This window comes from Sagittula sp. (genome assembly GCF_052825245.1).
This window is the reverse complement of record NZ_JBRBWD010000032.1, coordinates 157,830-171,957: the sequence shown is the minus strand read 5'-3', so window position 1 is coordinate 171,957 and position 14,128 is coordinate 157,830. Positions and strand designations below refer to the sequence as shown.

The following is a 14,128-nucleotide window of genomic DNA, read 5'->3' as shown; positions in this document are numbered from 1 at the left end:
CGGGGCGCTCTGGGCGTTCAGGCGCTTTCGCGGACCTCTGCCACCTGCCGCTGTTCGTTCATCAGGGCGGTCAGCAGGGCGCGCGTGTCGATCGTGCCCACGGGCCTGCCGTCCTCCATCACGATCAGCGGATCGGTGTCCTGGCTGAGCAGGGGAAGGATCTCGCGGATTGGTGTCGTGGGGGCGACGTGCCGCGCCGAAGCGGGCGGAGTGTCGGGGGCGGGGCCCATGATCTCCATCGCGCGCAGGACGTTGAGCGGGTTCATGTGCGCTACGAAATCGGCGACGTATTCGGTGGCGGGGGTCAGGACGATGTCCTGCGGCGTGCCGCATTGCACGATGCGCCCGCCCTCCATGATCGCGATCCGGTTGCCGATCTTCAGCGCCTCGTCGAGGTCGTGGCTGACGAAGATGATCGTCCGCCCGAGTTTTTGCTGAAGTTCCAGAAGCTCGTCCTGAAGACGGTTGCGGATCAGCGGATCGAGGGCCGAGAACGGTTCGTCCATCAGGAGGATCGGCGCTTCGGTGGCAAGCGCCCGGGCAAGGCCCACGCGCTGCTGCATCCCGCCGGACAGTTCCTGCACCTTGCGGTCGGCCCATTCGCCGAGGTTCACGGTGTCGAGCTGCCGTCGGGCGCGGTCGAGGCGTTCGGCGGCGGGGACGCCCGCGATTTCCAGCCCGAAGGCCACGTTGTCGATGACGGTGCGCCACGGCAGCAGGCCGAACTGCTGGAAGACCATGGCGACACGCTGGGTGCGGATCTGGCGCAGCGCCTTCGGCGAGGCCTTGGCGACATCGACGAACCTGTCGTCGACGCGGACCTCCACCTTGCCGCGCGCCACGGGGTTCAGCCCGTTGACGGCACGCAGCAGCGTCGACTTGCCGGAGCCGGAGAGGCCCATCAGCACGAGGATCTCGCCGTCGTGCACGTCGAGGGTACAGTCGTGCACGCCCAGCACCTGGTTGGTGCGTTCCTGTATCTCGGGCCGCGAGAGGCCTTCGTCCATCAGCGGGAGGGCGGTTTCCGGCGCGTCGCCGAAGACGATGTTGACTGCGTCGAAGCGGACCATGGGGCGGTTCATCACGGGATCGCTCATCTCAGGCCCCCCGCTTCTTGAACATGCGGTCGAAGATGATCGCCACGAGGACGATGGCGATGCCCACCTCGAAGCCCTGCGCGATGTTGACTGAGTTCAGTGCCCGCAGCGTCGGCACGCCCAGCCCGTCGGCGCCGACCAGCGCGGCGATGACGACCATCGAGAGCGACAGCATGATCGTCTGGGTCAGCCCGGCCATGATCTGCGGCATCGCGTAAGGCAGTTCCACCTTGTAGAGCAGCTGGCGGCGGGTGGCGCCGAAGGCTTCGCCCGCCTCGATCAGTGCGGTGGGGGTGGAAGTGATCCCGAGGTGGGTCAGGCGGATGGGGGCGGGGATGGCGAAGATCACCGTGGCGATCAGCCCCGGCACCATGCCCAGCCCGAAGAGGATCAGCGCCGGGATCAGGTACACGAAGGTCGGAATCGTCTGCATCAGGTCCAGCACCGGCGACAGCGCGTTATAGAGCCACGGACGGCGCGCGGCGGCGATGCCCACGGGAACGCCGACCCCCATGCAGACCACGGCGGCGGCGATCACCAGTGCCAGCGTCTCGGTGGTTTCTTCCCAGTAGCCCTGGTTGATGATCAGCAGGAGCCCGGCTGCGGTGAAGATCGTGAAGCCGACGGAGCGGCGGGCGAACCACGACAGCAGGGTGATGAGCGCGACGATCAGCAGCGCGGGCGGCGTCTGGAGGCACCAGAGCAGCGCGTCGATCACCGATTCCAGCGCAAGGGAGAGCCCGTCGAAGAACCACACGGCGTTGTCGGTCAGCCAGTCAACCGCGTCCCTGACCACGCTGCCGATCGGCAACTTGTGTTCTTCCAGCCATTCCATGTCACGCCCTCTTTCTTGATTGATCCGTCAGTCAACTACCGCAAGCGCGCCAATTTCTAAAGGGGGCTGGCGGTTCGGGTCCGGCGCACTATCGCAAAACCCTTCGGAATGTTCATGTTCTTTCCGCCGCGCGTGCCGGGAAATCCGGGTTGATGCGGAGGTCGGCAGCTTTGCCGGGCCCGGGCGAATCGCCCTGTCGGCCCGGCGGGTGGTCTTCGTTTCCGGTGCCTCTGCCCCGGTCGCGGCGGTCGGCGCGCGGCTGAAACGAAAGACGCCCCCGCGGTCTGCGGGGGCGTTTGATGGGGTGGTCGTCGGGCGCTTATTCCAGCGCGGCCTTCACGGCCTCCATGGCGTCGCCGCCGTCCTTGGTGGTCACGCCGGTCAGCCAGCCGTCCAGCACGCCGGTGTTGGCCTGAAGCCATTCGGTCGCGGCATCTTCCGGGTCTGCGCCGCCGTCGAGGATCTTGCCCATGATCTCGTTCTCCATCGCGAGGGAGAATTCGAGGTTGTTGAGCAGCGCGCCGAGGTTCGGGCACTCTTCGGCGAAACCGGCGGAGGTGTTGGTGTAGACGGTCGCGCCGCCGAGGTTCGGACCGAAGTAGTCGTCGCCGCCGGTGAGGTAGGACATCTCGTAGTTGGCGTTCATCGGGTGCGGTTCCCAGCCGAGGAAGACGACGGGTTCGTCGCGGCGGTCGGCGCGGGCGACCTGGCTCAGCATGCCCTGCTCGGAGGATTCGACGACCTCGAACCCTTCGAGACCGAAGGCGTTCTCCTCGATCATGGACTGGATCAGGCGGTTGCCGTCGTTGCCCGGTTCGATCCCGTAGATCTTGCCTTCGAGCGCGTCCCTGTGGGTGGCGATGTCGGCGAAGTCCTTGATGCCGAGGTCGGCAGCGGCCTTGTTGACGGCCAGCGTGTACTTCGCCCCTTCAAGGTTGGCGCGGACGGTGTCGACGGTCCCGGCTTCACGGTAAGGCGCGATGTCGGCCTCCATCGTGGGCATCCAGTTGCCGAGGAACACGTCCACGTCGCCGGAGGCCATGGAGGTATAGGTCACCGGCACGGACAGCACCTTCACGTCGGTCTCGTAACCGAGCGCCTCAAGCACGACGGAGGTGGCGGCGGTGGTGGCGGTGATGTCGGTCCAGCCGACGTCGGACAGGACAACCGTCTCGCAATCGGCCCAAGCGCCATTGGCCGAAAGAGCCGCTACGGCGCAAAGGGTGAAGGTCTTTTTCATCTGGTTTCTCCGCTGTCGGGTCATTTTGATGCATCCCAACATCCGGCAATGTCGCCCTGTCTTCAAGCAATCTTGTCGCGGGCGTGTCAGAGGGTCATGTCAGGCGGCATTCCGCGCCGGCACCGGTCGTACGGGGTGAACCCGGGGCACGCTCAGTGCGCGCCGTTCCTTGCGGCGTGGCGAATGTCGCCTGTGTCCAGCACTGGGGACGCGTCCAGATCCTCCGCATCGAGCATGGCTGCAACGCGTTCGAGGGACGCCACGAGCATGGCCTGCTCCCAGTCGTCCATGGCCTCGAACTTGCGCACGAAACGCTGCTGCAGGGGGTCGGGCGCCCGGTCGAGCGTCTTGTATCCCAGCGGCGTCACCTGGATGTTGGTCTGACGGCGGTCGGCGGCGGATTTCTCCCGGACAACGAGCTCCTGCCGCACGAGTTTGTCGACAAGCGACGTCACCGTCGCCTGAGTCACCCTCATGCGTTGCGCGATCTCTGTCGCGGTGGCGGAACCGTTCTCCGCGATGATCTGCAAGGCGCGGAACTGGGGCGCGGTGATACCTGCCACCTGCTTCAGTTCGCGACCGAACAGCTCTGTCGCGCGGAGAATCCTGCGTAATGCGATCAACGACGTATCGATGCGATCCATCGAACCTCCTTTGTTAGACTGTCTAAATATAAGGACGGCTAACCATTGCGTCAAGCAGGTCACAGGTTAGCTTGTCGAAGGATGTGCCCTTAGCCATATAAAGGGCTTGTAGGCGCTTATAGCGGGGTTTTGCGCGAAACATGGCGCGAAACCGAAGAATATTTACTTTGCCTATTGAAGCAATGCCCGGCCCGCGCTATTTAGATTAACGAAGCAAAATGGAGCAACCGATACATGCAACATCCGCGTGACCTTGCCCGGCAGGCCTTGCCGACACTGCGCACCCCGGTATCCGAGGACGGCTCGGGCATCTGGGAGCTTGTGCGCGCCTGCAAGCCGCTCGATGAGAACTCGATGTATTGCAACCTTCTGCAGTGCGACCACTTTTCCGACACCTGCGTGGTGGCGGACAAGGGCGGTGAAGCTATCGGCTGGGTGTCTGCCTACATCCTTCCGAACGATCCCGAGACGCTGTTCGTCTGGCAGGTCGCCGTGTCCGAAAAGGCACGCGGCATGGGCCTTGGCGGCAAGATGCTGGCCGAGATCCTGAACCGTGACGTGTGTGCGGACGTGACCCGTCTGCAGACCACGATCACGAGCGACAACAAGGCGTCCTGGGGGCTTTTCCGCAAGTTCGCCCGCAACCAGGGTGGCAGCCTCAGCTCTGAGCCGCACTTCACTCGCGAAGATCACTTCGCAGGGCGCGCCGCGACCGAGAACATGGTGACCATCGAGTTGCCGAACCCGGTGGCGCAGGCCGCCTGAGGCGCAGACGCTCCAGAATTCCTGACATTCAAAGTTATCCGAGAGAGGTCGTAATGACTACGCAACCGACAGAACTTAACGTGTTTGAACGACGCGAATCCGAAGCCCGCTCCTACTGCCGTGGCTTCAAGACCACCTTCACCAGCGCCAGCGGGTCGGAGATGACCGACGAATCCGGTCAGACCTACATCGATTTCCTGGCGGGCTGCTCCTCGCTGAACTACGGGCACAACGACCCGGACATGAAGGCAGCGCTGATCGAGCACCTGACCAACGACGGCATCGCCCACGGTCTGGACCTGCACACCAACACCAAGAAGGACTTCATCGAAGCCTTCGAGCGTCACATCCTGGAACCGCGCGGGATGGACCACAAGCTGATGTTCGTCGGCCCGACCGGCGCCAACGCCGTCGAGGCGGCGATGAAGATCGCCCGCAAGGTGACCGGCCGCACGAACGTGATTTCCTTCACCAACGGTTTCCACGGCGTGACGCTTGGCGCGCTGGCCGCGACCGGCAACAGCTACCACCGTGGCGGCGCCGGTATCGAGCTGAACGGCGTGACCCGGATGCCCTACGACGGCTACATGGGTGAAGGCACCGACACCGCCGACATCCTCGAGACGATGCTTGAGGACAAGTCCTCCGGCATGGACGCGCCTGCCGCGATCATCGTGGAGCCCGTGCAGGGCGAGGGCGGCCTGAACGCCGCGCGCCCCGAGTGGCTGCGCCGCGTGGCCGAGCTTGCCAAGAAGCACGGCGCGCTGCTGATCGTCGATGACATCCAGGCGGGCTGCGGCCGGACCGGCGACTTCTTCGGCTTCGAAGAGGCAGGTCTCAAGCCGGACCTCGTCACCATGGCGAAATCCGTCTCGGGCTTCGGTCTGCCGATGGGCCTCGTGCTGGTGAAGCCGGAACATGACATCATGGGCCCGGCCGAGCACAACGGCACGTTCCGCGGCAACACCCATGCCTTCGTGACCGCCCGCGTGGCGATCGAGAAGTTCTGGGCCGACGATGCCTTTGCGAAGGACATCGCCCGCCGTGCCGACATCGTCGAGAAGGGCCTGAGCGCCCTGGCCGCGATGATCCCGGGCGCCTACCTGAAAGGCCGTGGCATGATGCGCGGCGTGGACGTGGGTTCTGGCGAACTGGCGGCAGCCATTTGCGCCAAGGCCTTCGAGAACGGCCTTGTCATCGAAACATCCGGTCCGGAGGACGAGGTGGTCAAGGTGCTCGCACCGCTCACCACCCCCGACGAGACGCTGGGTAAGGGTCTGGCCATCGTGCTGGACGCCGCCCGCGAGATCGTCGAGCCCGGCCAGAAAATCGCAGCGGAGTAACAGACATGATCGTCAGAGACTTCAACGAGATCACCAAGAACGAACCCGACCGCGTCGTGTCGGATGCAAAGTGGACCTCCGTCCGCATGCTTCTGGCCGACGACAAGATGGGGTTCTCGTTCCACATCACCTTCCTTGAGGCCGGTTCCGAACACACGTTCGAATACAAGAACCACTTCGAGAGCGTCTATTGCATGCAGGGTTCGGGCTCGATCACCGACCTCGCCACCGGCGAAACGCACCCGATCAAGCCCGGCGTCATGTACGCGCTCGACAAGCACGACCGGCACGTCCTGCGCGCGGACGAGGAACTCGTCATGGCGTGCTGCTTCAATCCGCCCGTGACGGGCAACGAAGTGCACCGTGAGGATGGCTCCTACGCCGCGCCCGAACCTGCAGAGGCCTGAATGACCCATACTGTCGAAAAGATCGGCGGGACGTCCATGTCCCGCCTCGGCGAACTGCGCGACACGCTGTTCATCAAGAACGGCAAACCGGAATACGGCCGCATCTTCGTCGTTTCCGCGTTCGGCGGCATCACCAACATGCTGCTCGAACACAAGAAGACCGGTGAACAGGGCGTCTTTGCCAGCTTTGCGCAGGCGGATGACGACCACGGCTGGCACCGCGCAATGGACCGCGCCTCGACAGAGATGATCGCGGCGCACTCCGAGGTGCTGACCCACGCGGGCGACGTCCAGCTTGCGACCCGCTTCGTGCAGGATCGCATGGAGGGCGCCCGGAGCTGCCTGGTGGACCTTCAGCGGCTGTGCTCCTACGGGCACTTCCGCCTGAACGAGCACCTGCTGCAGATCCGCGAGCTGCTGTCGGGGCTGGGCGAGGCGCACTCCGCCTACGTCGCCGTCCTCATGTTGCAGCGCGCTGGCGTGAACGCCCGGCTGGTCGACCTGTCCGGCTGGCGTGACGAGGAGCATCTGAGCCTCGAGGATCGTCTGGCGAAGGGTATGGACGGCGTCGATCCGGCGACCGAGATGCCCATCGTCACCGGCTATGCCCAGTGCACCGAAGGTTTGATGCGCGAGTTCGACCGTGGTTATTCCGAGGTGACGTTCTCTCGTCTGGCGGCTCAGACCGCTGCGCGCGAGGCGATCATCCACAAGGAATTCCACCTGTCCTCTGCCGACCCGAAGGTTGTCGGTGCGGAGGTGGTGCGCAAGCTCGGCCACACCAACTACGACGTGGCGGACCAGATGGCGAACCTCGGGATGGAAGCGATCCACCCCTCGGCCGCCAAGACGCTGCGCCGGGCCGGTGTGCCGCTGCGCGTGACCAACGCGTTCGAGCCGGAAGATCCGGGCACCATCATCGACGACAAGCCGGCGGAAAGCGCCGCGGCGGAGATCGTGACGGGCCTTTCGGTCTTTGCGCTGGAAGTGTTCGAACAGGACATGGTCGGCGTGAAGGGCTACGACGCGACGATCCTCGACGCGCTTAAGCGCCATGATGTGTGGATTGTGTCGAAGGTGTCGAACGCCAACACGATCACCCACCACGTCCACGGTTCGCTGAAGGCGCTGCGCCGGGTCGAGAGCGACCTGAGCGACGTCTACCCGCAGGCCGACATTTCCCTGCGCAAATGCGCGCTGGTGTCGGTGATCGGACGCGACCTGACTGGCCTTTCCGTGCTGACGCGCGGCATGGCGGCGCTGGAAGAGGCGGGCATCGTTCCGCTGGGCGCTGCGCAGGGTCCGCGCAGTGTCGACGTGCAGTTCATCGTCGACCACTCGGAACTGTCGAACGCGATTTGCAGCCTGCACGACGTGTTCTTTCCGCGTGAAGAAAAGGCCGGTGTCGCGCTCGTCGCGTGATGGCTGCGGCCTATAACCGAGTTCAACGACGGGCCCTGCCGGCAACGGTGGGGCCCGTTTTTCTGGTGGTAGAGTGGTCTGGCGGAGATTCCCGCTTGGGCTGAAAACGTTGACGCATTCAAAATCCTGCATCAGGTTGGCAGGAATTCATAAAAGGTAATGCTGTATGCACTTCTCGAAATTTACCGATTATGCTCTCAGGGTCTGCCTTTACCTGGGCGTCCACGATGGGCGCGTGGTGCCGATCTCGGAAATCGCACGGGCGCACAACCTGTCGCAGAACAACCTGATGAAGGTTGTGAACATGCTGGTCGAGGGCAGCTATCTGAAAAGCACGCGGGGCCGTTCGGGCGGCGTTCAGCTTGCCCGGCCGGCGGACGAGATCAGGGTGGGCGACGTGGCGCGCTACATGGAAGGCGATGCCAATATGGTCGATTGTTCGACCTGCATCCTGCTCGGGTCCTGCGGGCTTGTTGGCGCGCTGGCCGAGGCCAAGATCCTGTTCTACCAGACCCTCAACCGGAACAGCATCGCGGATGCGATTGCAGGTCATCCGAGGACCAGAGCCATCCTCATGGAAGCCGACAACCTGCCGGACCCGATATCCCGCGCAAGCTGAGCCGCGCCGCCGTGTGTCGGGAGGTCAGGCGGGCCGCTCAGTTGCCCGCGGCGGTCCCGCCAGCCGTCAGCCCGGCGTAATAGGCCGCAAGGTCGGCGATGTCGCCGTCCGACAGGGGCTTTGCCGCCGCCTCCATGAGGTGGGCGCGGGGTGTCTCGGGCACCGGGCCGTCGCGGTACATCAGCAGCCAGTTGTACAGCCAAAAGCCGTCCTGCCCGGCGATCCGGGGCGTGTCGGCGCGGCGCGGCATCAGCGGGTCGTCTCCGCCCTCGTGGCAGGATGCGCAGGACGCGATGTCGTCATGCTCGTCCCCCTTGCGGGCCAGTTCGGCGCCGCGCTCCGCATCGCCGAAGGGCAGGGGGCGGCCGCTCCAGTCGCCCTCCATCTTCGCGTACATGTCAGAGATGCCGTCGATGTTGGCGTCCGTCAGGATCGCGCCGAGCGGCTCCATGAAGCCGCTTTCGCGGCTGCCGTCGTGGTAGGCGTTCAGCACCAGGGTCAGCCATTCCCGCGACTGTCCCGCCAGTTTCGGCGCGGTGCCCTCGCGGCCCATCCCGTCCTCGCCGTGGCAGCGGGCGCAGGCCATGTCCTTCGGAATCGCGCCGTAGAGGCCGGGGAAGCGGATGGCATCGCCTGCGTATTCGGTGCCGAGGGCCGCCTCCTCGTAGGAGGCGCGGTCGAAGTCGTCGTAGGCGCGCAGGAAGGCGGCGATGGCCCATGGTTCGACCTCGCGGCCCTCGCCGGGCCAGGAGGGCATGCCGGAGTAACGGATGCCGTGCCGCGCGATCCACCACAGTTCGCCGTCGGTGAAGTCGAGCCCGTCGAGCATCGGGGGCGCGGGCATCATCTCGGCCGGGATCGGGTTGCGCGCGATGCCGGGCGCGCCGTGGCAGGTGGCGCAGCCGGTGGCGAAGTGTCCGGCGCCAAGGCGGATCAGGCCGGGATCGTCGAGATCGACCTGGCGCGGCACCTCCTTGTCACGGGACCGGATGGCGACGGCGTTGCGCATGTACTGGTGCAGGACCTCACCCACGCCGGGCCAGTGCGGCGTCGACGCGGCGATGGTGTAGGGGGCGAGCCAGTAGAAGGCGTTCCCCAGCACGAAGAGCAGCACGGCGGCAAAGAGGACCAGGCGTTTCATGCGGGTTCTCCTTCGTCGAGCGCGCGGCCCAGCCGGGTCAGTGCCGCCGCGAGGTAGAGCGCGCCGCCCAGCCCGGCCATCAGCACACCGGCGATCTGCTGTTCCTGCAACGCGGTGAGGCCGAAGTATCCGGCGCAGATGTCGCCGTAGAGGTCGCGGGGGGCGAGGCCGATCAGGGCACCCAGCAGTGTCATGTGCATGGTCGTGCCCAGCAGCACCAGCGCACCGCCGAACGGCCCGGCCTGCCGCACCGCACCCCAGAGCAGCAGCCCCACGCCGAGGAAGCTGGCCTGTTCGAGGATGAGACCGGCGGTCTCCGTCCGGGCCCAGAGGTGCATCCCGGGCAGGTGCCACGTCCAGACCACGGCCATGTCGATCACCGATCCGAGCGCGAGGGCGATCGGACCGGAAGGGAACGCGTCCGGCAGGCGCGGTGCCCAGAGCATCGGCACGACTGCGACCACGCCCAGGTGCAGGACCATGTGGACGATCATCGACCCGGTGGCGTAGGCGGGCAGCGCCAGCCACAGCACGGCCAGCAGCACAAGCGCTATGGCGCGGCGCATCAGCATGTCGTCATCACCAGCCCGGGGATCACGGTAAAGCCCACGGCCACAGCGGAGAGGATGCACAGGAGGAGCGACACGTGCCCCATGAACCGTTCGCGGGCCGGGCGTGAATCCTCGGTGATCTCCTCGAAGATGACGAAGGTGCCGCCGTAGCGGCGCACGGCGATCAGCGCCAGCAGGCCGATGAGCACGATGGAGGCCAGCCCCAGCGCGGCGATGATCCAGCGCACGTCGAGGAGCGACCCTCCGATCTTGGCGCACCAGATGGCGGCGACCCAATAGCTGATCAGGAAGTGTGCGGCCCAGATCGAGGGCGCGGCGACCATGATCCAGAGGGAGCCGTCGTCGATCAGTCGGGGGGCGGGGATCTTGCTCGGGCGCCTCATCACAGCGCCCCCAGCCAGAGCGGGAAGACCGCCAGCATGGCGAAGGTCATGATGACCGTCACCGCGAGGAAGTGGGTATAAAGCGTCAGGTTGCGCAGGTCCGCCGGGAAGTCGGGCGTGCAGATGCCCGCCCAGATGCGCGCCGCTGTATAGAGCTGCATGAGCAGGCCAAGCGCCACGTGCACGGAAAGCCACAGGAGCAGCGCCCAGATGGTCGCGTCGAAGCTGTGGCGCGTGGGGTCGAGGCCCGCTTGCATCGCCGCCCAGGCAAACGCGGCCATGCCCAGCACGCCCGCCACCGGAGCGGCGAGGAGCGCGCCGATGGCTGCGCCCGGGGCACGGGACGCCAGTTGACCGCGTGCCGCGACGGTCAGGCCCCACTGTCCCATCACGCCGGCAAAGCCCAGGATGAGCCAGCCGAAGGGCATCGCCTCGGTCGTGGACATGAAGTCCGGCAGCACGGTCCAGAAGAAGAAGTAGGAGAACACCAGCCCGACAAACGCTGTCATGTCGCCGGTCATGGTGATGAACACGGCCCACCAGCCGACCGACCCGGCGCCTGCCTCGTAGGTCGGCAGGGTCAGGCCGCGCCCGGCGTATTTCTCGGGCTTCTCGGGGATCTGCGCGGTGCCGGTCCAGAGCCAGTAGAGCGTGACGGCGACAAAGGCCGCGCCGGAGATCAGGGCGATGGTCCACCAGTGGTAGGTGGCGACGATGAAGCTGGTCCCGAGGAAGAGGGCGGCGAACAGCATCAGCCAGGATGGCCCCGGCACGCGCTGGACGAACAGCGGGCGGGCGTCGAGGATGTCGGTGACGATCAATTCGCGCTTGCCCTCCTCGGCATCGGGCAGGAACCACTCGCCCCGGTCGATCTGGTCGAGCAGGCCGGGCTGGTCCCACAGCGGGTAGCGAGAGGTGATGAGCGGGATCGACCGCACGCCCCAAGGCTTGTCGGGGACCTCGGCGCTCCATTCCATCGTTCCGGCGTTCCAGACGTTGCGCTTCACCGGGGCGTGCTTGCCGCGCGGCCAGAGCACGTTGACGGCCAGCACGACGAACCCTGCGGCGAAGATGAAGCTGCCGACGGTCGACACCATGTTCAGCACGGCCCAGCCGTCGGTGACGTCATAGGTCCAGACGCGGCGGGGCATGCCCATGACGCCGGTCCAGTGCATCGGAAGGAAGGCGATGTTGAAGCCGCCGAACATCAGCCAGAAGGACCACTTGCCGGCTTTCTGGTTGGTCTGGCGCTGGGTGACGAAGGGATACCAGTAGTAGACACCGGCAAAGAGCGGGAAGAGCATGCCGCCGATCAGCGTGTAGTGCAGGTGGGCGACGACGAAGTAGCTGTCATGCGCCTGCCAGTCGAAGGGCACCAGCGCGACCATGACGCCCGTGAGGCCGCCGAAGACGAAGATCGCCAGCGCGCCGCCCGCAAACAGCATCGGCAGGGAGGGGCGCACCTTGGCCACGAGCATCGTCGCGACGAAGCAGAAGATCTGGATGCCTGTCGGGACCGCCACCGCCTCTGACGCGGCCGAGAAGAAGCTGAGCGAGATTTCAGGCAGGCCCACGGTGAACATGTGGTGGACCCACAGGCCGAAGGACAGGAAGGCCACGCCCACCGCCGAGAGCACGATCCACGAATGGCCGATCATCGGGCGGCTGGCAAAGGTCGGCAGGATCGTGGCGATCAGCGCGATGGACGGCAGGAAGACGATGTAGACCTCCGGGTGGCCGAAGATCCAGAACAGGTGCTGCCACAGCAGGGGATCGCCGCCCCGGTCCGGATCGAAGAAGGCCCAGCCGAAGGCGCGTTCGAGTTCGAGGAGCAGGTCGCCCGCGATCAGCGGCGGGAAGGCGAAGAGGATCATCCCCGCCACCACCAGGACGTACCAGCAGTAGAGCGGCATCTGGTTCAGACGCATGCCCGGCGGGCGGGACTTCAGCACGCCGACGATCAGTTCGACCGCCGCCGCGATCGACGACACCTCGATGAACGACAGGCCCAGCAGCCAGATGTCCGCGCCGACGCCGGAGTATTCCGGGTTCGACGACAGCGGCGCGTACATGAACCAGCCGCCGTCCGGCGCCGCGCCGAAGAAGATCGACCCGCAGACAAAGACGCCGCCGATCAGGAAACACCAGTAGCCGAACGCCGAGAGGCGCGGGAAGGGCAGGTCGCGCGCGCCGAGGATCTCGGGGAGGACGAGGATGGCCACCGCCTCGAAGATCGGCACGGCGAAGAGGAACATCATCGCCGTGCCGTGCAGCGTGAAGACCTGATTGTAGAGGTCCTGCGACAGGAAGTCGTTGCCCGGCACCGCAAGCTGCGTACGGATCAGCAGGGCCAGAACCCCGGCAAAGCAGAAGAAGGCGAAGGACGTCAGCAGATACCAGAGCCCGACCTCGGAGTTGTTGACGTCCGACAGGTAGCGCCAGCCCTTCGGGCTTTCCCATGTCTTCAGCAGGCGCTCTCGCTGCGCCTTGTCGCGGGCCTCGTCGTAGGGCTCGGCGGGCGGCAGGTCGTCAAGGTCGAAGGCGTCTGATTTCATGGCGGCTTTACTTGAGGCTCATCAGGAAGGAGACGAGCGCGTCGAGGCGGTCGCCGGTGAGGTGCGGATAGGCAGGCATGTCGATGTCGGGCTTCATGGCGTCGAGGTCGGTGATCCAGCGCGCCAGGTTCTCGGGCGTCATGTCGTAGATGCCCGCGCCCAGCCGTTCGCGGCTGGCCAGGTGGGTGAGGTCGGGTCCGACCTGTCCCACGGCCTCCGTGCCGCGCAGGGTGTGGCAGGCGCCGCAGCCTTCGTCGAGGAAGACCTCCCAGCCGGGATTGCCCTCCGTGATCCGGGCGGGCGAGGCTTCGTTCTCCAGCCAGGCGTCGAAGGCCTCCGGCTCCATCACCACGGCGTCGAAGCGCATCAGGGCGTGCGCGCCGCCGCAGTATTCCGCGCAAAGCCCGCCCCAGCTTCCCAGTTTTGTCGGTGTCAGGGTCAGCTGAGTCTCACGCCCCGGGATCATGTCCATCTTGCCGCCCATCGCGGGCACCCAGAAGGAATGGATCACGTCGTCGGCGGTCAGCCGGAAGAGCGTTGTCTGGCCCAGCGGCATGCGGATCTCGTTGGCGGTGACGACTTCACCCTCGGGGGTCTCGTAGATTACGCGCCACCACCAGCGTTCGCCATCGACCTGAACGGTCATGTCGCCTTCGTCGGCGACGAGGTCGCGCAGGATGAACAGGCCCCAGATCAGCAGGGCGCCGACGACGACGGTCGGCAGGACGGCGCCGCCCCAGATGATGAAGCGCCGCGCCTGTTGTTCGCGGTGGGGTTTGGCATCGGCCCGGTGGGCAAAGACCGCGGCGCCGACGACCAGTGTCCAGATCACGGCAGCACCTGCCACGACGGTCCAGAACAGGGGTTCGATGGTCTGGGATTCGGCGCCTGCGGAAGACAGCCAGTTGTGCCGTCCGCTGCACCCGGACAGCAGCAGACCCGCCGTCAAAACTGAAATGCGCCGCAACCCTTCGTCCCGTCCCTGCTTGTGTCTGCAAGCTTGTGCTTAGGTGCCCAACGACCGAACCGGCATTCGGTTGCACGAAAAATTCATCCGTTGTGCATTTGTCGGGGCCGGTGCCGCAGGTGCTTGAAAAACGGGGGG

At 65.7% G+C, this 14,128-nt stretch carries 14 protein-coding genes; 5 read left to right on the top strand and 9 right to left on the bottom strand.

Annotation, left to right across the window (positions count from 1 at the left end; all coding sequences use genetic code 11):
* Positions 1-17: 17 nt before the first annotated feature.
* From choV to ACU0DV_RS11800, 4 genes are all read right to left on the bottom strand, one after another.
* Positions 18-1,097: a choline ABC transporter ATP-binding protein gene (gene choV, locus ACU0DV_RS11815; protein WP_446242642.1), complete on the bottom strand. Its 1,080-nt coding sequence runs from the start codon at positions 1,095-1,097 to the stop codon at positions 18-20.
* 1 nt (position 1,098) lies between these two features.
* A complete protein-coding gene (gene choW, locus ACU0DV_RS11810; RefSeq protein ID WP_100929010.1) occupies positions 1,099-1,932 on the bottom strand; it encodes a choline ABC transporter permease subunit in 834 nt (277 codons plus the stop codon).
* Positions 1,933-2,251: 319 nt separating this feature from the next.
* Positions 2,252-3,172, bottom strand: coding sequence for a choline ABC transporter substrate-binding protein (locus ACU0DV_RS11805; RefSeq protein ID WP_100929011.1), 921 nt, complete (start codon positions 3,170-3,172; stop codon positions 2,252-2,254).
* Positions 3,173-3,324: 152 nt separating this feature from the next.
* The gene (locus ACU0DV_RS11800) at positions 3,325-3,816 is read right to left on the bottom strand and encodes a MarR family winged helix-turn-helix transcriptional regulator (RefSeq protein WP_100929012.1); all 492 of its coding nucleotides are present in this window, start codon (positions 3,814-3,816) and stop codon (positions 3,325-3,327) included.
* Between the two features lie 234 nt (positions 3,817-4,050).
* Here ACU0DV_RS11800 and ectA point away from each other — a divergent pair, with 234 nt between their 5' ends.
* From ectA to ACU0DV_RS11775, 5 genes are all read left to right on the top strand, one after another.
* The gene (ectA, locus tag ACU0DV_RS11795) at positions 4,051-4,581 is read left to right on the top strand and encodes a diaminobutyrate acetyltransferase (protein ID WP_100929013.1); all 531 of its coding nucleotides are present in this window, start codon (positions 4,051-4,053) and stop codon (positions 4,579-4,581) included.
* 53 nt (positions 4,582-4,634) lie between these two features.
* Positions 4,635-5,924: a diaminobutyrate--2-oxoglutarate transaminase gene (ectB, locus tag ACU0DV_RS11790; protein WP_100929014.1), complete on the top strand. Its 1,290-nt coding sequence runs from the start codon at positions 4,635-4,637 to the stop codon at positions 5,922-5,924.
* Between the two features lie 5 nt (positions 5,925-5,929).
* Positions 5,930-6,331, top strand: a complete 402-nt coding sequence (locus ACU0DV_RS11785) for an ectoine synthase (protein ID WP_100929015.1) — start codon at positions 5,930-5,932, stop codon at positions 6,329-6,331.
* On the top strand, positions 6,332-7,753 hold the full coding sequence (locus ACU0DV_RS11780; RefSeq protein WP_100929016.1) for an aspartate kinase: 1,422 nt from the start codon (positions 6,332-6,334) through the stop codon (positions 7,751-7,753).
* Between the two features lie 166 nt (positions 7,754-7,919).
* Positions 7,920-8,372 carry an RrF2 family transcriptional regulator gene (locus tag ACU0DV_RS11775; RefSeq protein ID WP_446242643.1) on the top strand — a complete coding sequence of 151 codons (453 nt, stop codon included), beginning with the start codon at positions 7,920-7,922 and terminating at the stop codon, positions 8,370-8,372.
* 37 nt (positions 8,373-8,409) lie between these two features.
* On the opposite strand, the gene ACU0DV_RS11770 is transcribed toward ACU0DV_RS11775, so the two are convergent.
* From ACU0DV_RS11770 to coxB, 5 genes are read right to left on the bottom strand one after another with little or no spacing between them, the layout of a single operon-like run.
* The gene (locus ACU0DV_RS11770; protein ID WP_446242644.1) at positions 8,410-9,513 is read right to left on the bottom strand and encodes a c-type cytochrome; all 1,104 of its coding nucleotides are present in this window, start codon (positions 9,511-9,513) and stop codon (positions 8,410-8,412) included.
* Positions 9,510-10,085 (bottom strand): cytochrome c oxidase assembly protein, encoded by a 576-nt coding sequence (locus tag ACU0DV_RS11765; RefSeq protein ID WP_446242645.1) that lies wholly within the window; start codon positions 10,083-10,085, stop codon positions 9,510-9,512. Before ACU0DV_RS11765 ends, ACU0DV_RS11770 begins: the two co-directional genes overlap by 4 nt.
* Positions 10,079-10,468: a hypothetical protein gene (locus ACU0DV_RS11760; protein ID WP_100929020.1), complete on the bottom strand. Its 390-nt coding sequence runs from the start codon at positions 10,466-10,468 to the stop codon at positions 10,079-10,081. Before ACU0DV_RS11760 ends, ACU0DV_RS11765 begins: the two co-directional genes overlap by 7 nt.
* A complete protein-coding gene (gene ctaD, locus ACU0DV_RS11755; RefSeq protein ID WP_100929021.1) occupies positions 10,468-13,023 on the bottom strand; it encodes a cytochrome c oxidase subunit I in 2,556 nt (851 codons plus the stop codon). The genes ACU0DV_RS11760 and ctaD overlap by 1 nt, the downstream gene beginning before the upstream one ends.
* A 7-nt stretch (positions 13,024-13,030) precedes the next feature.
* The gene (gene coxB, locus ACU0DV_RS11750) at positions 13,031-13,990 is read right to left on the bottom strand and encodes a cytochrome c oxidase subunit II (protein ID WP_446242646.1); all 960 of its coding nucleotides are present in this window, start codon (positions 13,988-13,990) and stop codon (positions 13,031-13,033) included.
* Positions 13,991-14,128 lie beyond the last annotated feature (138 nt).